This is a genomic window from Paenibacillus lentimorbus NRRL B-30488, from assembly GCF_000411595.1.
Taxonomy (GTDB): Bacteria; Bacillota; Bacilli; order Bacillales; family Bacillaceae; genus Bacillus; species Bacillus velezensis.
Map to the genome: position 1 here is coordinate 20,216 of NZ_ANAT01000021.1, position 20,639 is coordinate 40,854.

General features: G+C 46.9%; 17 protein-coding genes and 6 pseudogenes. 6 read left to right on the forward strand and 17 right to left on the reverse strand.

What is annotated here, in order from left to right:
- Positions 1-25: 25 nt before the first annotated feature.
- The 6 genes from D368_RS11710 to alr all read left to right on the forward strand — a co-directional run bounded on the left by D368_RS11710 (position 26) and on the right by alr (position 4,265).
- Positions 26-598, forward strand: coding sequence for a DUF1232 domain-containing protein (locus tag D368_RS11710; protein WP_486129255.1), 573 nt, complete (start codon positions 26-28; stop codon positions 596-598).
- Positions 599-878: 280 nt separating this feature from the next.
- Positions 879-1,016, forward strand: a complete 138-nt coding sequence (locus D368_RS20145; RefSeq protein ID WP_014470646.1) for a hypothetical protein — start codon at positions 879-881, stop codon at positions 1,014-1,016.
- Positions 1,017-1,109: 93 nt separating this feature from the next.
- Positions 1,110-2,228: an NADH-dependent flavin oxidoreductase gene (locus tag D368_RS11715; protein ID WP_003153184.1), complete on the forward strand. Its 1,119-nt coding sequence runs from the start codon at positions 1,110-1,112 to the stop codon at positions 2,226-2,228.
- Between the two features lie 128 nt (positions 2,229-2,356).
- On the forward strand, positions 2,357-2,569 hold the full coding sequence (locus D368_RS11720) for a spore germination protein (RefSeq protein ID WP_003153183.1): 213 nt from the start codon (positions 2,357-2,359) through the stop codon (positions 2,567-2,569).
- A 126-nt stretch (positions 2,570-2,695) separates the two neighbouring features.
- A complete protein-coding gene (locus tag D368_RS11725) occupies positions 2,696-2,908 on the forward strand; it encodes a spore germination protein (protein ID WP_003153181.1) in 213 nt (70 codons plus the stop codon).
- Positions 2,909-3,083: 175 nt separating this feature from the next.
- Positions 3,084-4,265: an alanine racemase gene (gene alr / locus D368_RS11730; protein WP_128574825.1), complete on the forward strand. Its 1,182-nt coding sequence runs from the start codon at positions 3,084-3,086 to the stop codon at positions 4,263-4,265.
- A 147-nt stretch (positions 4,266-4,412) separates the two neighbouring features.
- On the opposite strand, the gene spo0A is transcribed toward alr, so the two are convergent.
- The 17 genes and pseudogenes from spo0A to spoIIIAF all read right to left on the reverse strand — a co-directional run bounded on the left by spo0A (position 4,413) and on the right by spoIIIAF (position 20,630).
- Complete coding sequence (spo0A, locus tag D368_RS11735) at positions 4,413-5,213, reverse strand: sporulation transcription factor Spo0A (RefSeq protein WP_128574826.1); 801 nt, start codon at positions 5,211-5,213, stop codon at positions 4,413-4,415.
- Positions 5,214-5,493: 280 nt separating this feature from the next.
- Positions 5,494-6,771 (reverse strand): annotated as a pseudogene (gene spoIVB / locus D368_RS11740) (SpoIVB peptidase).
- Between the two features lie 161 nt (positions 6,772-6,932).
- Positions 6,933-8,663 carry a DNA repair protein RecN gene (gene recN, locus D368_RS11745; RefSeq protein ID WP_128574827.1) on the reverse strand — a complete coding sequence of 577 codons (1,731 nt, stop codon included), beginning with the start codon at positions 8,661-8,663 and terminating at the stop codon, positions 6,933-6,935.
- A gap of 31 nt (positions 8,664-8,694) precedes the next feature.
- Positions 8,695-9,144 carry a transcriptional regulator AhrC/ArgR gene (gene ahrC, locus D368_RS11750; RefSeq protein WP_003153173.1) on the reverse strand — a complete coding sequence of 150 codons (450 nt, stop codon included), beginning with the start codon at positions 9,142-9,144 and terminating at the stop codon, positions 8,695-8,697.
- 95 nt (positions 9,145-9,239) lie between these two features.
- Positions 9,240-10,085, reverse strand: coding sequence for a TlyA family RNA methyltransferase (locus tag D368_RS11755; RefSeq protein ID WP_007612503.1), 846 nt, complete (start codon positions 10,083-10,085; stop codon positions 9,240-9,242).
- Positions 10,082-11,982, reverse strand: a pseudogene (dxs, locus tag D368_RS11760) (1-deoxy-D-xylulose-5-phosphate synthase). The gene D368_RS11755 and the pseudogene dxs overlap by 4 nt, the downstream one beginning before the upstream one ends.
- 142 nt (positions 11,983-12,124) lie before the next feature.
- Entirely contained in the window at positions 12,125-13,015 is an 891-nt protein-coding gene (locus D368_RS11765) for a polyprenyl synthetase family protein (protein ID WP_003153170.1), read from the reverse strand.
- Positions 13,005-13,259 carry an exodeoxyribonuclease VII small subunit gene (locus D368_RS11770; protein WP_061890718.1) on the reverse strand — a complete coding sequence of 85 codons (255 nt, stop codon included), beginning with the start codon at positions 13,257-13,259 and terminating at the stop codon, positions 13,005-13,007. Before D368_RS11770 ends, D368_RS11765 begins: the two co-directional genes overlap by 11 nt.
- Positions 13,256-14,601: pseudogene (gene xseA / locus D368_RS11775) on the reverse strand (exodeoxyribonuclease VII large subunit). Before xseA ends, D368_RS11770 begins: the two are co-directional and overlap by 4 nt.
- A gap of 123 nt (positions 14,602-14,724) precedes the next feature.
- The gene (gene folD, locus D368_RS11780; RefSeq protein WP_007408350.1) at positions 14,725-15,576 is read right to left on the reverse strand and encodes a bifunctional methylenetetrahydrofolate dehydrogenase/methenyltetrahydrofolate cyclohydrolase FolD; all 852 of its coding nucleotides are present in this window, start codon (positions 15,574-15,576) and stop codon (positions 14,725-14,727) included.
- Between the two features lie 11 nt (positions 15,577-15,587).
- Entirely contained in the window at positions 15,588-15,980 is a 393-nt protein-coding gene (nusB, locus tag D368_RS11785) for a transcription antitermination factor NusB (protein WP_061890719.1), read from the reverse strand.
- A gap of 264 nt (positions 15,981-16,244) precedes the next feature.
- Complete coding sequence (locus D368_RS11790; RefSeq protein WP_003153156.1) at positions 16,245-16,652, reverse strand: Asp23/Gls24 family envelope stress response protein; 408 nt, start codon at positions 16,650-16,652, stop codon at positions 16,245-16,247.
- A gap of 21 nt (positions 16,653-16,673) precedes the next feature.
- The gene (accC, locus tag D368_RS11795) at positions 16,674-18,026 is read right to left on the reverse strand and encodes an acetyl-CoA carboxylase biotin carboxylase subunit (protein WP_071391627.1); all 1,353 of its coding nucleotides are present in this window, start codon (positions 18,024-18,026) and stop codon (positions 16,674-16,676) included.
- A 14-nt stretch (positions 18,027-18,040) separates the two neighbouring features.
- On the reverse strand, positions 18,041-18,520 hold the full coding sequence (accB, locus tag D368_RS11800) for an acetyl-CoA carboxylase biotin carboxyl carrier protein (protein ID WP_070082099.1): 480 nt from the start codon (positions 18,518-18,520) through the stop codon (positions 18,041-18,043).
- Between the two features lie 153 nt (positions 18,521-18,673).
- A pseudogene (locus D368_RS11805) lies at positions 18,674-19,323 on the reverse strand (SpoIIIAH-like family protein).
- Positions 19,324-19,326: 3 nt separating this feature from the next.
- Positions 19,327-20,018 (reverse strand): annotated as a pseudogene (gene spoIIIAG / locus D368_RS11810) (stage III sporulation protein AG).
- A pseudogene (gene spoIIIAF, locus D368_RS11815) lies at positions 20,011-20,630 on the reverse strand (stage III sporulation protein AF). The pseudogenes spoIIIAG and spoIIIAF overlap by 8 nt, the downstream one beginning before the upstream one ends.
- Positions 20,631-20,639: the final 9 nt, after the last annotated feature.

Consider the following 20,639-nt stretch of genomic DNA (forward strand, 5'->3'; position numbering starts at 1 on the left):
ACTGCTTGATAAGCACTCGCTCTCCATGAGAAAGCTCGGCGCCTTAACAAACATTGATACGGCCACCATCTCCCGGATTATCAACGGCAAACAGAAGGCCAATTTAAAGCATCTTCAGGAATTTTCAAAACACCTCCGCACCCCGCTGGAGGAATTGCTTGAGGCGTCAGGCATAGACATCGGTCATGAAAAAGAAGCTGCGCCGCAAGACCCGATGCACGCGATTCAGGATATGCTGAATATGGCCGAGATGTTTGATCAGCCTTTTTCCCGGGAGCAAATTGAGCGCGAACTGACCAGATATGAACAATACGCCAAAACCCAGCAGGGCCATCGCCTGATTTGCGATGAGTTTCAAAAGAAAATGGACAATGAAGAAAGCGTCGGCCCTTTTATTGATCATTTGAAAAACATGCATCATCAGTATATGGATGAATCAACACCGGCTGAAGACCGCGCGATTCTCGGGAGCGCGCTGCTGTATTATATTTTAGCGACCGACGTCATTCCGGATTACATGTTTCCGATCGGCTACCTGGATGACGCCATCGCCGTTCAAATCGCTTTGAACCGGCTGAAAAAAAGTAAAAGCGCTTAAAAAAGCGCCCTTTTTGTGTTGAAAAATATGAAACACCGCATTACGGTTTTGTCAAAACAGAGACAGCTGTCATATGATACATCAACCTAACAAAAAGGAGGGTGTCTTCTATGGACAGCAACACAGTAGTGGCAGTGTGCGCTCTGTTAAGTGTTGTGATTCAGATCGGAACGATATTCGCCGCAGGAAAGTGGAAAAAAGAATAAACAAATTGACGGTTTTTTCGCACAAGCGTATGCTTATAAATAACCTTGTAAAAGATAAGAAAGAAGATATGCATATGAAAAAAATCATTCTCCTCTTCGCCGCCGCTGTCATATTCAGCTCGATCGGCCATCAAATTTCAGGAGGATATAAAGATCCTGAAAAGGAACGGAGAAAACCGTTTCATTCGTTTAAATGGTTCAGCCGGTCATAACCTCCGGAAGAAGAACAAGCAAAATAATTGCACACAATGAAAACATAAGCTAGAATACGGACGAGTTAAACTCCTAAGGAAGAAGGCGAAATGATGAAGCAAACTTATCAACCGCTGTTTGAACCTTTTACGTTCGAAAGCGGCGTCACCATACCAAACCGTATTTCAGTCGCACCGATGACACATTATTCATCAAATGATGACGGAACGATTTCCGACCGTGAATTAAGCTACATTACTCCCCGTTCAAAAGAAATGGGAATGGTCATTACGGCATGTGCAAACGTAACGCCGGACGGCAAAGCGTTTCCAGGCCAGCCCGGCATCTATGATGATTCTCACATTCCCGGCTTGAAAAAACTCGCTCAGGCGATCCAGTCTCAAGGAGCGAAAGCCGTTGTGCAGATTCACCACGGAGGATTGGAATGCCCTCCTGAACTCGTGCCAAACAACGACGTCGTCAGTCCGAGCGGCTCAGAAGAAGACGGCAGACAAACGTCCCGGGCTCTCACCGAACAAGAAATTGAGCACATCGTGAAAGCATTCGGCGAAGCGACACGCAGAGCGATTGAAGCCGGCTTTGACGGTGTTGAAATTCACGGGGCAAACGGGTACCTGATTCACCAATTTTATTCACCGAAAACAAACCGGCGCACAGACCGCTGGGGCGGAAGCGATGAAAAGCGCCTTGCGTTCCCGCTTGCAGTCGTTGACGCTGTCAAACAGGCGATTGATACACACGCTGAAAATCCATTCGTTCTCGGCTACCGCCTGTCACCGGAAGAGCCGGAAACACCGGGGCTTACAATGAAAGAAACATTCATGCTCGCCGACGCGCTTGCGGAAGAGAACTTGGATTATCTGCATATTTCACTGATGGATGTCAATTCCAAAGCCCGCCGCGGCGCGGATACTTCACGGACCCGGATGGATTTATTAAACGAACGCGTCGGCCATAAAGTGCCGCTGATGGCCGTCGGTTCCATCTATACCGCGGACGAAGCGCTTGCCGTATTAGAAAGCGGAATTCCGCTGGTGGCTCTGGGACGTGTCATTTTGATTAACCCCGAATGGGCGGTGCTGGTCAAAGAAGGCCGCGAACAGGAAATCGAAAAAGCCATTCAAGCATCTGAAATCGAGAAATACCGACTTCCTGAACCGTTATGGGAAATGATTCAGAATACAGGCGGCTGGGTGCCGTTTGAAAAGTAGACTAAAAAAAACTGCCGGATGTCCGGCAGTTTTTTTTGATTCACAAGTTTTTACCGCTTTGTTTACTCTTATTTCCAACACACAGCGTACATATAGTAAATAGATTAATAGAAAGGAGACCGTATATGATGGCTGGTTTCCCTATTACGATTAACAGTCTTTCCGGAAACGGGGTTGTCAATGTCGGCGGTGCGTTTTCGATAAGTCCTTTAACCGTATCAAAAACCGTCTACGGCTCAGGAGGGGGAAATACAGGTATGGTCCTGCAAATGAATCAATCCAGCACATCTCAATCTTCAAACTCTCAATACTCTGATCAAAATGTAACGAAAACATTATGACATCCGTATTTCCCTCCCTTTCCGGCTGGCAGCAGCCGGATTCTTTTTGCCGTTTTGTTTAATCTTATTCAAATATCACAGCGTACATATAGTTAGTAGACTGAGAGAGAAAGGAGAAAAAATAGAATGAGCGGTTGCCCGATTACGATAAACAACGTATCAGGAAACGGAGTTGTCAATGTTGGCGGCGCCATATCCATCAGTCCGCTGACTGCATCAAAAACCGTTTTCGGTGCCGGAGGGGGAAATATCGGCATTGTCATTCAAAACAATGCTGTAAGCCAGTCCAAAATGTTTGAACATCAATTTTCAGATCAGAATATTGTAAAGTCAATTTAAGGGCTGCCATGCAGCCCTTACTGCATAAATAAAGCAGGCACACTGATTTCCCGAAAACTTGATTTTAAACATCAGCGGTCACCTTCTCATGTTTTGAATGATTTCAGTTAAAGATGAATAGAATGCAGATTGAAAGCATGAGTACTGAATCTCATTAAGGAAAGAAGGAATCGTGATGAAAAAACTTTGCCGGGAAGTTTGGATTGAAGTTGACCTTGATGCGATAAAAAAGAATGTACGGGCGATCCGCCGCCATATTCCGAATACGTCTAAAATTATGGCCGTCGTAAAAGCGAACGCTTATGGCCACGGGTCTGTGGAAGTAGCGCGGCAGGCACTGGAAAGCGGGGCGAGCGAGCTTGCTGTCGCAAGCGTCGAAGAGGGAATTGTGTTACGGAGAGCGGGAATTACGGCACCTATTCTCGTGCTCGGCTTCACAGCTCTCAGCTGTGTGAAAAAATCTGCCGTTTGGAACATCACATTATCAGCGTTTCAGGTCAGCTGGATCAAAAAAGCGAATCGGATATTGGAAAAAGAAGCAGATTCGAAACGGCTTTCCATTCATATCAGTGTGGATACCGGAATGGGCCGGCTGGGTGTGCGCACGGAAGAAGATCTTTTAGCAGTGGTGAAAGCGCTCAAGTCGAGTACATACCTGTCATGGGATGGCATCTTTACACATTTTTCAACAGCGGATGAACCGGACACTGAGCTGACGATGCTGCAGCACGAAAAGTTTATCAGCTTCCTCCGCTTTTTAAGGAATCAAGACATTACGCTGCCTACCGTGCATATGTGCAATACAGCCGCCGCTATCGCATTCCCGGAATTCAGCGCCGACATGATCCGTTTAGGCATTGGGTTATATGGTTTATATCCGTCCGCCTCGATAAAGGAGCTGAGCCTCGTGGATCTCACGCCCGCACTAAGTTTAAAGGCGCGTATCGCTTATGTGAAAGCCATGGTGACAGATCCCCGGACCGTCAGTTATGGTGCCACATATATCGCCGAACCGGGTGAAATCATCGCGACGATTCCGATCGGCTATGCTGACGGTTACTCCCGCGCCCTGTCCAACCGCGGGTTTATTCTGCACCGCGGCAGACGGGTGCAGGTAGCGGGGAGAGTGACAATGGATATGATAATGGTCAGTTTAGGTGAGAATGAGGGCAAACAAGGAGAAGAAGTCGTCATCTACGGCAAACAAAAAGAAGCCGAGATTTCCGTTGATGAAATTGCCGAAATGCTCGGTACGATCAGCTACGAAGTCCTGTCTGTGTTAAGCCGCCGCATCCCCCGCTTTTATTTCCGAGAGGGCAAAATCATTAAAATATCAGCTCCGGTATTATACGTATAGACGGCATAGTTCCCGTATTTATGTATAGAACAAGTACCAGCGTGAGTGATTCCCATTGTTTTCGTCAGCAAAATCTCAAAACGCCTTCTCTTCCGCGTTCATGCACGGAATAGAAGGCGCAAAAAGACATTTAGCCAAAGGCTTGCGTTACGAAGCTTTATGCTCCAATCTCAGCTTGTCAGCAACCATCGCGATGAACTCTGAATTGGTTGGTTTTGCTTTTGTCATGCTTACAGTATACCCGAACAGTGAAGAAATGGAATCAATATTTCCCCTGCTCCATGCGACTTCAATGGCGTGGCGGATGGCCCGTTCTACACGGCTTGCGGTCGTGTTGAATTTTTTGGCGATGTCGGGATAAAGGACTTTTGTGATGCTGCCGAGGAGTTCAATATCGTTATACACCATGGAAATGGCTTCACGCAAATAAAGATAGCCTTTGATATGGGCAGGCACACCGATCTCATGGATAATGCTTGTAATGCTGGCATCGAGATTTTTCCGCTTCGGCTCCGGCTGGCTGCGGATAATGCTGCTTTGCGCGGACGGCGCACGGTGTGTGACACTGCAGACATTTCCGCTTACCTGGCGGATATGGCCGACAAGGTTTTCCATATCAAACGGCTTCAGGATGAAATAGGACGCGCCTAAATCGACGGCTTTTTTCGTAACGTCTTCCTGACCGAATGCCGTCAGCATGATGACGTTCGGCTGCTTCTCGAGCTCTGATTCCCGCAGACGCTCCAAAACCGCAAGTCCGTCCAGATGCGGCATGATAATGTCTAAAACGAGCACATCGGGATTCTTATCTTTAAACAAAGAAAGACATTCCTGTCCGTTATAAGCAACGCCGATCACTTCCATATCATCCTGTCCCTCTATATATTCACTCAACAGGCTTACAAGCTCTCGATTATCATCAGCAACACAAACTTTAATTTTCTCCACGTTTCTTCCTCCCCCAATGTATTAACAGGACGCAACCCATTTGACTGCTATATGTTACATTCGACAAAACCACTACTTCCCCTTTTAAAAAATCCATATTTACCAATAATAGTGGTATATCTTTGTTTTTCTAGCATTTTCTAGGTTTTTCGACTAAAAATTAAGTTTGACAAATCAGGAAACGTGAATTTGTCGAAAAATCTTCATGTCTTATTTTACATGAATCCCGGAAAGAAGTGAAGAACGCATCACATAAAAAAACTGCCGGATCATCCGGCAGTCAGCTTGCTTTGTCTTTCCCGTAAACATCAACACCCGCTTCAGACAGCATCCATTCGATATGAACGCCGTAGCCGCTTGTCGGATCATTGACAAATACGTGGGTTACGGCTCCGACGACCTTTCCGTTCTGAATGATCGGGCTTCCGCTCATCCCCTGAACGATTCCGCCGGTTCTTTTCAGCAGTTTCGGATCTGTCACTTTCAACACCATTCCCTTTGTCGCCGGGAATTTTTGCGGCGTGGTGCTGACGATTTCAATATCAAATTTCTCTACTTTATCGTTTTCGATAACCGTCAGCATTTGCGCAGGTCCTTTTTTACTTCATTTGACAAAGCAATCGGAAGCGCTTTGTCGGAAATGTTGTTTTTAATCGGCTGATGCAGTGTCCCAAAAATGCCGAACGGGCTGTTGCGGTTAATATCGCCGATTGTTTTCCGTTCTGACGAAAACCTTGCCAGTTTTTCGCCGGGATTGCCGCCTTTTCCTTTTTCAATCGATGTTACAGTAGAACGGACGATTTCTCCGTCTTCTACAACAATCGGTTTTTTGTATCCATATCAGAGATGACGTGGCCCAATGCGCCGTATTTTTTGTTTTCGGTTCAAAAAATGTCATGGTGCCGATGCCGGCTGCCGAATCGCGGATATAAAGGCCGATTCGATATTTCCCCTCGGCTTCGTCCTTTGTCGGAATCAGCTTTGTTTTGATTTTTTGCTTATCGCGTTTCACCAATAAATCCAAAGATTCACCGGTTTTGCCCGCTTTTTGAATAAACGGGGCGATGTCGCTCATTTTTTCAATTTTATGTCCGTTCATTTTAATAATGATGTCGCCAGATTCAATACCCGCTTGTTCTCCCGGAGACTTTTTCCCATCCTTTGTCATCACCTGGTGAAAACCGACGACCAAAACACCGACTGAATGCAGTTTTACACCGATGGACTGTCCGCCCGGAATGACCTTCAATTCTGGAAGGACACGCACTTTCGTTTTTTTAATGGGAAACCCGGCAAGATCATATACTACTTCTGACCGGCCTTGTGTTTGCCCTGTTATGTTTGCATGACCGTGCTCTTCTTTCAGCGTAAAGGCTTCTGATAATTCGCCCTTTTCAGCGCTTATTGATGCATTGACCGGAACGGCCTGAGTCTGGTTTTCAAAGACGCTCATTTCTGACGGTATCAGTAAATATTCTTTAAACGGCTTAAAAAAGCCTACACTTAGTAAAGAAACAAGGAGAATTACACCTATTGCTTTCCTCATGTTATCGTGCATTCATTCCTTCACTCTCCTCGCTCCTATCCCACACCACTTTCTTTTCTGCTACATCTATACTTTTGCCTTCCTGCGCTTGATTTATAACCGGCATACGAAGAAAAACATTGGATACACTGTTAGAGAAATGGAACAAAAAATAAGCTGCCTGTATCAGCAGCTTATCCTGTCGTTTTTACCTGTCCGGCCTGTTTTAAAAGCTCTTGTGCATGCCGCTTCGTCAGATCGGTCACTTCAACACCCGCAATCATGCGGCCGATTTCCGCTACCTTATCCTGCTTGGAAAGCGGCGTGACATGCGTTGTCGTCCGGCCGTCTTTGAATTCTTTTGCGATCAGAAGGTGTGTATCCGCCATGGCGGCAACCTGCGGCAGGTGTGTAATGCAGAGCACCTGTGAACCGGTCGATACTTTATGGATTTTTTCCGCGATGGCTTGGGCAACCCGCCCGCTTACACCGGTGTCCACTTCGTCAAAGATGATGGAGGTGACATCCTGCTGGGAAGAAAAAATACTCTTCATCGCCAGCATCACCCTTGAAAGCTCGCCTCCGGAAGCGACCTTTGACAGCGGTTTTAAAGGCTCACCGGTGTTTGTTGAAATTAAAAACCTCACAAGGTCAATCCCCTTTTGGGTAAGCTGCACGGGCTGCCCGTTGACAACCGGTGCTTCACTGGCTGACGGATCGGTTTTCACGAGAAATTCCGTATCAAACGTTGATTTGCCCATATACAGACTTTTTAATTCCTGATGAATCGCTTCCGCCAGTTTCTTAGCCCATGCTTTTCTGATTTTTGATAAATTCGCGGCTTCTACGGCCACATCTTTGCCGACCGACTCCAGTTCCTTCTTCAGCGCTTCAAGGTGGCTGTCGCGGTTCTCGATTTGATCGATTTCCTCTTCTATTTTGGAGCCGTATTCCAAAATGTCTTCTACCGTCGCTCCGTATTTGCGCTTCAGCTGTTTGATCTCATTTAAACGGGTTTCAATAAAATTCAGCCGTTCCGGGTCATATTCCAGATCATCTAACAGATTGCGCATCTGAAAGGTTGCATCCTCCAACAGATAATAGGAACTTGACACACTTTCTGACAGCTTTTGCAGCGGTTCATTGATATCCGAAATATCTTCAAGCTGGGCAGAGGCCATTCCGACCCAGTCAAGCCCCCCCTGTTCGCTGCGGAGCGCATTATAGGCGTTTTGCAATGATTCATAAATTTTTTCAAAGTTGGATATCTGCTTCCGCTCTTCCTGAAGAAGCTCGTCTTCATTCAATTCAAGCTTCGCCGACTCGATTTCTTCAAGCTGAAATTGAATCAGGTCTAGCCGATGCGCCATTTCCTGCTCGCTTTCTGACAGCTTCTTCACTTTTTTGAGCAGCTTCATATAACGCTCATAGCCTTCATGGTAAGCCTGAAGCGCGGATTCGGCCTCAGCGCCCGCAAACCTGTCCAACAGCTCTAAGTGTTTATCGTCCTCCATTAACAGCTGGTTATCATGCTGTCCGTGAATATCTAATAAAAGTCTGCCGATTTCCCTCAAAGCCGCAATCGTCACTAATTTTCCGTTGACACGGCAGACGCTTTTTCCTCCGGCATTAATGTCCCTTCTCATGACAATCATGTCGTCAGATGCGTCTATTCCCTGCTCACGGCATACTTCAAAAACGGGATGACCGCTGTCCAATAGAAACAGTCCTTCAAGCTCGGCCTTTGTTTCACCGTAACGGACAAATTCAGACGAGCCGCGGCCGCCGACTAATAGGGAAACGGCGTCTATAATAATTGACTTGCCGGCCCCTGTTTCTCCCGTCAGGACGGTGAGCCCCCGCTCAAACGAAATCGTCAGTTCCTCTATAATGGCAAAGTTTTTTATTGATAGTTCAGCTAACAAACAGCATTCCACCTTTTATCTGATAATTACGCTACAGCAGCTCCAAAAGACGGCTTTGAACGCCCTCCGTATCTTCAGGCGTCCTGCAGATGATTAAGATCGTGTCATCTCCGCAAATCGTGCCCATGATTTCTTCCCATTCGAGATTATCCATCAGAGCGCCGATTGCCTGAGCATTCCCCGGCATCGTTTTTAATACGATCATATGGCTTGCTGAGTCAATTTTTACGAACGCATCCATTAATGAACGCTTCAGTTTTGACAGCGGATTGAACCGCTGATCCGCCGGCAGGCTGTATTTGTAGGAGCCGTTGTTTGTCGGCACCTTTACGAGATGCAGCTCTTTAATGTCTCTGGAGACAGTCGCCTGAGTTACCTTATATCCTTCTTCTCTCAGCATGTCAACTAAGTCATCCTGCGTTTCAATCTCATGGCTTGTAATAAGCTCTCTGATTTTTATATGCCTTTGGCCTTTTGTCATGTAAGCACCTCTGTTTTCAAGCTGTTCTTGTCATTATGTTAACCGCTTCTTGATAAAAAGTACATGATGGCAGAAAAAGGAATAATAGCCCCCTATTATTCCGGTACATCTGTCTTTTTGGCTTTTAATGTCTCATGTGCTTCGCGGACGGTACGGAGAATGTCTTCTTCCGGCAGTTCAGCGCCGTTTCCGTCTTCTCCGCCCCATTCCAAATGAAGCAGAAACTCAATATTACCGTCTCCCCCTGTAATCGGTGAGAAGGACAGTCCTTTCACTGTATATCCTTCAGAAGCGGCAAATTGATTCATGCGGCGGAGAACGTCAGTATGAACGCCGGGATCTCTGACAATGCCTTTTTTTCCGACGGATTCCCGTCCGGCTTCAAATTGCGGCTTTACCAGTGCGATACAATCGCTCCCCGGTACAAGCAGCGTTTTTAAAACCGGGAGAATGAGGCGGAGTGAGATGAAAGAAACATCGATTGTCGCAAATTCCGGCAAACCCTCTGTGAAATCGGAAGGCTCGGAATAGCGGAAATTCGTCCGTTCCATGACGACGACCCTCTCGTCCTGTCTCAGCTTCCAGGCAAGCTGATTATAGCCGACATCCACTGCGTAGGATCGCTCGGCTCCGTTTTGGAGGGCACAATCCGTGAATCCCCCTGTAGACGAGCCGATGTCAATCATCGTTTTGCCTTTTACCGAGACAGGAAACACTTCCAAGGCTTTTTCAAGCTTTAATCCGCCTCTGCTGACGTATTTAAGAGGGTTTCCTTTTACCGTTAACGGAAGATCCCGGGCGATTTTTTCACCCGGTTTGTCCAATCGGTTTTCATTTGAGTATACGATGCCCGCCATAATGGCGCGTTTCGCTTTTTCCCGCGTTTCCGCAAGGCCTTTTTCTACAAGAAGTACATCTAATCGTTCTTTTTTTGCTGTCATGATCCAATTCCTTTATGTGTCTTCGGCGGCATCAGCAGTTTTATCCGGTTCATAACCTCAGCCTTCGTGAGACCGATTTCTTCAAGCAGGGCGGTTACGCTGCCGTGTTCAATAAACCGGTCTGGGATGCCCATTCTGTCAATCGGTGTATGATACATGCCGAGGTCATGAGCGTATTCAAGAATCGTGCTGCCGAATCCGCCTTCAAGCACGGCTTCTTCTATCGTTAAAATCGGCAGACCTTCATTAAGAATGGCCTTCATCATTTGTTTATCAATCGGTTTTATGAACCTCGCATTCACGACACGCACGGACAGGCCTTCTTTTTGCAGTTCTTCAGCCGCTTCCAGCGCCATTTCAATGGTCGTACCGAATGTTAAAATGACCGCGTCTTTTCCGGGACGGAGCACTTCCCATGTTCCGATCGAAATGGTTTTCAGCTCTTTATCCATCTTTACGCCGAGCCCGTTTCCGCGCGGGAAGCGCATCGCGATCGGACCTTCCTCATAGGAAAGGGCTGTATTGACCATATGGCGGCCTTCATTTTCATCCTTCGGCATCATTAAAACGAGGTTCGGTATATGCCGCAAAAAGGCGATGTCAAAGACGCCTTGATGCGTCTCCCCGTCAGCGCCGACCAAACCGGCGCGGTCAATGCCGATAAATACATTCGCGTTTTGACGGCAGATATCATGGACGACCTGATCGTACGCCCGCTGCAAAAAGGTCGAATAGATCGCAAGAAACGGCTTCATCCCCTGAAGCGCCATTCCCGCGGCCATTGTCGCCGCATGCTGTTCTGCGATTCCGACGTCAAACATGCGCTCAGGAAATTCTTTCGCAAATCCTTCAAGCTTAGAGCCGACCGGCATAGCCGGTGTAATCGCGACAATTCTGTCATCCTCGCGCGCCAGCTCCTGCACGGTGCCGCTGACAAGTCCGCTCCATGAAGGCGCCGCGGCTTTCGGCTTGACGAAATCACCCGTATTGATTTTATAAGGACCCGTTCCGTGCCATGTGCCGATTGTGTCGGTCTCAGCCGGTTTATAGCCTTTGCCCTTTTTCGTAATGACATGTAAAAGGACAGGGCCTTTCGTTTTTTGGCGTATTGCAGGTTTTCAAACAATTCGTGGTAGGAATGACCGTCAACCGGGCCTAAATACGTAAAGCCCAGCTCTTCAAAAAACATACCTGACACAAGCATATATTTTAAGCTGTCTTTTATCCGTTCCGCTGTGGCGGCCAATTTTCCGCCGACGGCCGGGATGCGCTTAAATAAATATTCAAGCTCGTCTTTTACCCATTGATATTTGCCGGCCGTGCGAAGCCGTCCCAGCATAGAATGAATCGCCCCGACATTCGGCGCAATGCTCATCTCATTATCATTCAGAATGACGATCATATCTTTTTTCTCATCACCGATATGGTTCAGCGCTTCAAGCGCCATTCCTCCGGTTAAAGCGCCGTCTCCGATAATCGGGATGATATATTCTTTCGATCCTTTAATATCACGGGCGGCAGCCATTCCCATCGCGCCTGAGAGCGATGTTGAGCTGTGGCCTGTTTCCCATACGTCATGTTCGCTTTCGCTGCGTTTCGGGAAACCGCAAAGCCCTTTATATTGGCGCAAGGTTTCAAACTCCTTGCCGCGCCCGGTTAACAGTTTATGAACATAGGACTGATGTCCGACATCCCATAAAAATTTATCTTTCGGACTGTCAAATTCTTTGTGAAGCGCAATTGTCAGCTCGACAACCCCGAGGTTCGGCCCGATATGGCCGCCAGAGGCAGACAGCGATGTGATGAGGAAATTGCGGATCTCCTCACTCAGCTCTTCCAGCTGTTCAATTGACATCTTTTTAAGAAATGACGGGTCCTGTATTGATAAAAGATCCAAAGCGGATCAACTCACTTTCAGCATGAATTTCTGCAAATTAAACAGTGTCTTTTTGAAAAAGAAAAAGACTCCCTTTGTATTTTCATCGAAACTGCTTACATTTTACCATAGGAGCGGCAGCCCCTTCAAATCAGGACCGTTTTTAATGATCTCTCGCCGCGATTAAATCACAGAGGTCATGCAGCAGTTCTTTCTGAAGAGAAAGGCCGCTGATGATCCGTTTCGCCTCGCTGATATGATACGCCAGCTTCTCTTTCGCGCCTTCAAGCGTTAAAAGCGACGGATACGTTGACTTTTCATTCGACGTGTCTGAGCCGACCGGTTTGCCGATCTTCTCCTCATGCCCTTCAATATCAAGTATGTCATCTCTGATTTGAAATCCGATGCCGATATGGCTGCTGAACAGACGCAGCTTTTCGACTTCATCCTCCGGCGCATCTGCCAAAATGGCGCCCGCCGTCACAGAAAAACCGAGGAGCTTGGCCGTTTTCCGCTCGTGGATGGATTCCAGCTCCTCAAGCGTTATCCGCTTTTGTTCCGCTTCCATGTCGGCAGCCTGCCCGCCGACCATTCCTTCCGTTCCTGCCGCGCTGATCAGCTCATCGACGAGACGGAGCCGTTTTTCTGCTGAAACCGCCTCAGACACGTGAGATGTGATCAATTTAAAGCTTTCTGTCAGAAGCCCGTCTCCGGCCAATACGGCTGCCGCTTCTCCGAAGACTTTATGGTTGGTGGGCTTTCCCCGGCGCAGATCATCATCGTCCATGCAAGGAAGATCATCATGGATTAAGGAATACGTATGAATCATTTCGACAGCGCATCCGACCGGAATCCCGTCTTTTTCATCTTTTCCGTAAGCATTCAGAACGGCTAAGACGACGAGGGGACGCAGCCTCTTTCCGCCCGCTTCCAAAGAATACAGCATAGATTTTTTGAGGGTTTCAGGCATCGCAAGCCGTTCCGTATACAAAGAAAGCTGCTGTTCAATCAGTTGTTTGCGCGATGCTAAAAATGCGTCCAGTTTATTTGTCACCTTCTTCTTCCTCCTGAACGCTGAAAGGTGCAAGTTCGCCGTTATCTTTTAAAATAAAGTCCATTTGCTTTTCGACATGCTGAAGCTTTTCATGGCACATTTTTGAAAGGGCCATCCCTTCCTGAAAATAATTAATCGCCTGCTCAAGCGGCACGTCTCCTTCTTCAAGCTTTGCCACAATGCCTTCAAGGCCTTTCATCGCCTCTTCAAATGTCAGCTCTTCACTTTTTTTGGTTTCTGTCATTTTCGTTCGCCTCTCTTTTGCAATACTTCACACGTCAGAACGCCGTCTGTCATCTTTACTTCAAGCGTATCATTTTGTTCCACTTGATCAACGCTTTTGATCAGCTCTTTGTCTTTATAGGCCAGACTGTATCCTCTCTCCATCACCTGAAGGGGACTTAATGCATTCAGTTTACCAAGAACCGTCTGAAACTGCGAATGAAGCTGCTTCAGCTGGACATTCATGCTTCGGGCGAGCTGATTTGAGCGCTCCTCGTACCGTTTTTTCGCCTGTTTCAGCTGGGTTTCAGGGTGGAGCGCCGTTAATCTGTACGTATTCCGCTCCAGCTGCCTTTGTTTCCTGTCCGTAAGCCCTGTGAGCTGTGATTGGAACTGCTGATACAAAAGATCAAACTGCTGTTCTTTTTGGGTATACAATCGTTTCGGAAAACGGAACGCGTAGGATGACTGGAGCGATTGAACCCGTTCTTTTTTCTTGCTGATATGCTGCTGCATCGCTCTTGTCAGGCGGACTTCCGCCGTTTTTGTCCGTTCCATTAAGTCCGTCGTGTGGGGGACGGCGATTTCTGCCGCTCCTGTCGGCGTTGCCGCCCGGATATCCGCGACGAAATCACTGATTGTAAAATCTGTTTCATGTCCGACGGCTGATATAATCGGAATGGCGGAAGCAAAAATCGCCCGGGCCACGATTTCTTCGTTAAATGCCCACAATTCTTCGATCGAGCCCCCTCCCCTTCCGACGATCAGGACGTCACACATTTTTTGTGCATTGGCTTCTTCAATGCGCTTCACAATCGATCTGCTGGCATTTTCACCTTGAACGAGCGCGGGAAGCACAATGACTTTCACAAGGGGGTATCTTCTTTTGAGTGTGGTAATGACGTCTCTGACGGCTGCTCCCGTCGGTGACGTGACGACCCCGATCGTAGCCGGAAAAGCGGGGATGGCCTGCTTATGCCGGTCATCAAACAACCCTTCGCCAGCAAGTTTTTCTTTAATTCTTCATATGCTAAGTAGAGCGCCCCCACACCGTCCGGCTGCATTTCTTTCGCGTACAGCTGATAGCTTCCGCTCGGTTCATAGACGGAAATGCCGCCTCTTACGATGACCTTCATTCCGTCCTCGGGCTTAAACGCAAGCCTCGAACTTTGTCTTTGAAACATGACAGCCTGCATGCGGGCATGCTCATCTTTTAATGTAAAATAGATGTGGCCTCTCGTATGAATTTTAACATTGGAGAGCTCACCCTTAATCCAAATGTCTTCAAGATGAGGGTCCACATCGAATTTTCGTTTAATGTATTTGGTCAGCGCGGAAACCGTGACATATGCCGCTTCACTCACATCCTGCACTCCTTTCATAAAGGCTTTTTGCCCTAAACTAAGAAAACCCGCTCTGGCTGAAAGGAGCCTTAAGAAGCGGGTATCGTGCTCATTGTCACACTTTTTGTGACTGTCTCCGGTTATCTATGATAACGTACGTCTGGCAGATTTAACAGTATTATGCGCAAGCATTGTGATGGTCATCGGACCTACTCCGCCCGGCACCGGTGTAATGAAAGATGCTTTTTCTTTCGCTTCATCAAACTGAACGTCTCCGCAGAGTTTTCCGCTTTCGAGACGGTTGACGCCGACATCAATGACAATGGCGCCCTCTTTGATTTGATCGGCTTTGATGAAATTCGCTTTACCGACCGCTACTACAAGAATATCTGCTTTTTTCGTATGCTCAGACATATTTTTCGTACGGGAATGGCAATATGTGACGGTCGCGTTTTCGTTCAGCAGCAGCTGGCCGACCGGTTTACCGACAATATTGCTTCGTCCGACTACAACAACTTCTTTGCCGGAAAGATCTACGTTCGTCTTTTTCAATAACTCGACAATTCCGTGCGGCGTGCATGGAAGAAATGTATCTTCGCCAAGCAGCATTTTCCCGACGTTGAGAGGGTGGAAACCGTCAACATCCTTATCGGGAGAGATCCGCTCGATTACGGCTTTTTCAGAAATATGATCCGGGAGCGGCAGCTGGACGAGAATGCCGTGGAATTCCGGATTTTGATTATACTGATCAATCACTGTTAAAAGCTCCGCCTCGGTTAAGCTTGAGTCAAAGCGGTCAAGCTTAAATTTCATTCCCATTGTTTCAGCGGCTTTTTTCTTGCCTGTCACATATGAAACAGAAGCGGGATCGTCTCCGATTAAAATGACCGCCAAGCCAGGCACTACGCCTTGTGCTTTCAGCTCTTCTACTTCTTTTGCCAATTGTTCGCGTTTTTCTTTAGCCGTTTCTTTTCCGTCGATGATTGTTGCAGTCATTTTCTTTCCTCCTATGATTCGATATCAGTTTTAATGTTAGAAAGAACCCCGTTTACGAATTTTGCAGCTTTATCGTCGCCGAACCGTTTTGCCAGCTCGATTGCTTCGTTTAATGACACGTTAGCAGGAATGTCGTCAGTATAAACCATTTCATACACCGCCAGACGCAGGATCGCGCGGTCTACGTTTGCAATCCGGTCAAGCTTCCAATTGACGAGATGGCCGGAAATCATTTCATCAAGCTGAACCTGATGTTCGATCACTCCGTACACCAGCTGTTCAAAGAAGGCATCTGTTTTTTCACCATCAAGCGCGTGCTCAATGGCATCGTTCGGTGCAATATCGCTGACATCAATCTGAAAAAGTGCCTGCAAAGCTTTTTCTCTAGCTGTTCTTCTTTTCATTTTCTTTCTCCTTCAGATCCGCTTTATCCGCTTGTCGTTAAGCTTAAAGAGATCATAACATATTTTTTTCTCAATCGCATGTCGAAATTTAGGTTTTTTCACCCTAATGCCGAATATTTTCACAAACCGTATTAATTTCATTCGGATTTCACAGCATGAAGAAACTCGGCTGCCGTTTGTAAGCCGGCTTTCTTCATGCCTGAAATGACGGGAAACGTATAAAAAACCAAAGGGCTGCCCATCCCCTTGGTTTTTATACGCTCATTACATTTCTTCGTCGATTTCGACTTCTTGGGCTTTCGTGTCAAATTGAATGCCGACGATATGAATATTGATTTCATTAATGGTCAGAGACGTCATGTTTAATAAGGTTTGGCGGATATTCTCCTGAACGCTTGCCGCCACTTTCGGGATCGAGATCCCGAATTGAACGACGCAATAGACGTCGATGGTAATGCCGTCATCGGCTAAATCGACCTTTACGCCTTTACCGTGATTGATTTTGCCGAAGCGCTCTACGACGCCGGTGGCGAAATTGCCGCGCATTTCAGCAACTCCTTCAACTTCGGAAGCGGCGATGCCGGCAATGACTTCAATGACCTCAGGAGCAATTTCAACCTTGCCTAAATGAGCCTCGTCATGATCCATTTTAAGCACACTGTTGTCTTCCATTCAATTCACCTCCCGCAAAAATTATGAGCCCATTACATCATATGTTTCTAAAAACTTTGTATTAAACTCTCCGCTGACAAATGTTTCGTGTTCAAGCAGTTTCAGATGGAACGGAATCGTCGTTTCAATACCTTCAATCACGAATTCGCTCAGCGCGCGTTTCATCCGTGCGACTGCCTCATCACGCGTTGTTCCGTATGTGATGACTTTAGCAATCATACTGTCATAGTACGGCGGGATCGAATAGCCGGGATATGCGGCTGAATCCACGCGTACGCCGAGTCCGCCCGGCGGCAGGTACATGTTAATTTTACCGGGTGAAGGCATGAAGTTTTTCGCAGGATTTTCAGCGTTGATGCGGCATTCAATCGCCCAGCCGTTAAATTCAACGTCTTCCTGTCTGAGCGAAAGCTCCTGTCCGGATGCCACTTTGATCTGTTCTTTGATCAGATCCGTTCCCGTCACCATTTCTGTGACAGGGTGCTCTACTTGAATACGCGTGTTCATTTCCATGAAGTAGTAGCGCTGTTCTCTGTAGTCATAAATGAATTCTACTGTGCCGGCTCCCGTGTAACCGACGGCCTTCGCTGCTTTTACCGCAGCTTCGCCCATCTGCTCCCTGATTTCAGAATCAAGCGCAGGTGACGGTGACTCTTCAAGAAGTTTTTGCAGACGTCTTTGGATAGAACAGTCACGCTCTCCGAGATGGATCGTGTTTCCGTAATTATCCGCAAGCACCTGAATTTCAACATGGCGGAAATCTTCTATGTACTTCTCGATGTACACACCCGGATTTCCGAATGCCGTAGCGGCTTCCTGCTGGGTAATCTCAATGCCTTTGATCAGTTCTTCTTCTGTGCGTGCGACCCGGATGCCTTTTCCGCCTCCGCCCGCAGTGGCTTTTATAATGACAGGATACCCAATTTCACCTGCAAGCGAAACCGCTTCTTCCGTATTTTTTATGATTCCTTTTGAACCGGGCACAATCGGCACGCCCGCCAGCTGCATCGTGTCGCGCGCGATATCTTTTGTTCCCATTTTTGAAATGGCGTCAGCCGTAGGGCCGACAAACGTTACGTTTAATTCCTCGCACAGCTCGGCAAAGTCGGCGTTTTCAGCTAAAAACCCGTATCCCGGATGAATCGCATCCGTGCCGGTCAGCTTTGCGACGCTGACGATGTTCGTTACATTTAAATAGCTGTCTTTTGATGTTTTCGGCCCGATACAAAAAGCCTCATCGGCCATTTGGACATGCAGGGCATCTTTATCTGCCTCAGAATAAACGGCTACAGTTTCAATGCCCAGCTCTTTGCAGGCCCGGATGATTCTGACGGCGATTTCTCCTCGGTTGGCGATCAATAGCTTTTTAATCATAATAGCAGGTCTCCTTACTCAGCTTTTACAAGAAATAGAGGTTGTCCGTATTCGACCAGCTGGCCGTTTTCAACTAACACTTCAACGATTTCTCCTTTTACTTCGGCTTCAATCTCGTTAAAGAGTTTCATTGCTTCTACGATACAAACAACTGTATTTTCGCTCACTTTTGAACCTTGGTTTACGTAAGGGCCGGCTTCCGGCGATGAAGAAGCATAAAACGTTCCGACCATCGGAGACGTAATTTTGTGCAGGTTTTCGTCTTGTTTCGGCGCTTCCTGAACAGGAGCGGCTTCACGCGCTTCCGGTTTTGCAGCCTGCGGAGCAGGTGCGTAAGCGGCGGGAACGGCTTGGGCTTGTCCCGTTACATTCACTGCCGGCGCTTCATTTTTTTTCAGTTTGAGGCTTACGCCTTCGATTTCGTAAACGAATTCGTCGATGGAAGATTCATCGATTCTTTTTATCAGTTCATGAATTTCGTTGATTTTTAACATCAGTTTCCACTCCTATGTATAAAAAATAGAAATTTATGGGTTGCTACTAAAAGTACATACTATGTTTATCTTACAGGAGCGCTTGTGTAAATTCAACACTGATCTAAAATGACATCAGAAAAGCCCGCAGCAGGTGCGGGCGGTGGAGATCTCTTATTTTGTCGGTTCAAACGTGACGGCGACGTCTTTCATCGTCTTGATTTCTTTTTCCACCAGGTCAATGATAGCGGAAGCTTTTGCGTTTGAATGTTTGTCAGACATGACCGTAATATTGATTTTGTCTCCTTCAGCATCCACGAGCGCATCTTTGTAGCCTTGTGTTTTAATCAGCGTTTCCAGCTGTTTTTCCGTCCCTTCAGCATTGCTCAGCGCCGTCATTTTATCGTAGGCTTCGCTTTTTCCTTTGCGGTCGCATCATCGCTTGAAACAATGCTGTTTAACTGTTCCCTTTCTTTGCTTCTCGCGTCTTCAAGCTCCATGCGGTATGCGGTAAATAAGTTTTCATCAGCTGTTTCTGTAGCGACCGCTCCGTCTTTGTCCGATGCTTCGGCTGATGTTTCTTTATCTTCTTTTGTGCCTTTAGAATCTTTCGTTCCTTTTGTTCCGTCTTCTTTATCCGTGCCGCTTCCGTTCTTATCTTTCGTTTCAGGAGCCGGCGTTTTTTCAGTTGCCACTTCTCCGCTGCTTTTTTCGCTTTTCATCTGCACGGCATTTTTGCTTTCCGGCGACATAATATAATAAACACTTAATACCACGACGAGACTGAGCATTGTTAAAAGCCAAACCGTTTGTTTTTTCAGCATGATTTATGAATCCTCCTTGATTTTTTTAGGGGCAACCGCTACACGGTAGCTCGGAACATCAAGCACCCTTGTGACGGCATCAATGATGGTTTTTTTATTTGAACGTTGTCCACTCCCTGAGCGACAACGAGTACACCGCGGATATCGGGTTTTTTCGTCTGGACGACGACCGGGGTTTCTTGATCCCCGTTTCGAATCATGACAATTTGTTCCTCTGAGGTTTGATCGGTTACGCTTCTTTTGCCGCCTTCTTTATCGGTTTCTTCGGTGGTGGTGTCTTTTTTCGTTTTATTTTTCTCAAACACTTTCAAAGATGTTGCGTCTACGTTCACGACAATTGATACATCCTCCACGCCGATAATCGTTTCAAGGATTTCTTTCAGCTGGTTTTCATAGTCTCTTTCATAATCATCGATCGTGTTTTTGGCGCTGCTGTCTTTCGATGCCTTAAAAACGGGTGCGCTTTTTTGCCCGCTTTTGTCTTCCGTTCGGCCGGACATGACGGTCTGCGCCGCTTGGTCCTTCCCGGTTTTCTCCGGTGAAGAGAACAGCTGGCTCACCAGCATAAAAGATACCCCGAGCACAAACACGAACAGAAAATAATGATATTTTGTCAGTTTTGGTTTTTCTCCGTCTTTCGCCTGTCCGATCATCAGCTGTTTTTTGAGTATGGTCCATAGTCCGTTTTTATTCATGGCCGTTTTTCTCCCCGCCTTCCATATAAACCGTAATTTTCTCACTGCCGATTTCCCATATATCCGCAAGTTTTTCTTTGATGTCTGCGGCCTCTTTTTTTTCGGCTGCGCCTTCCGGTTCGTATTTGCGGTCTGTGCGGATTTCGATCGGTGCGACGGTTTGCACGGTTTTTTCAGAAGATGGGGCCATATACACGCTGATCGTTCTTACATCTTCTTCTGAACGAACCTGTTCTTCCGCTGTAAGGCGGATGTCGTCTATTTTGTATTCGTCATGACTGAACATCTCCTCCGCTTTCTTTTTTAGTTGGACAGCCATTTCTTCTAAAACATATGCGCGGTTTGATGCTTGTATTTCTTTTTTTCTGATTTGATTTGATTTTTTATATCAGCGGATTGAGATTGCTCTTGTTTTGTCAAATAATCGAAGATGATTTCCGGGTCTGTTTTGAAAAGTTTGAATATCGGGTTGAGCATGACAATGATTAACAGCAGGCTGACAACCATCTTTGCGTATTTTTGCATACTGGAGCTTGGCAGCAGCATGTCGATGACGATGGCGAATAAGATAAATAAAATAATGCTTGTCAGCCATTCTGTTAAAAAGCTCATATCCAATGG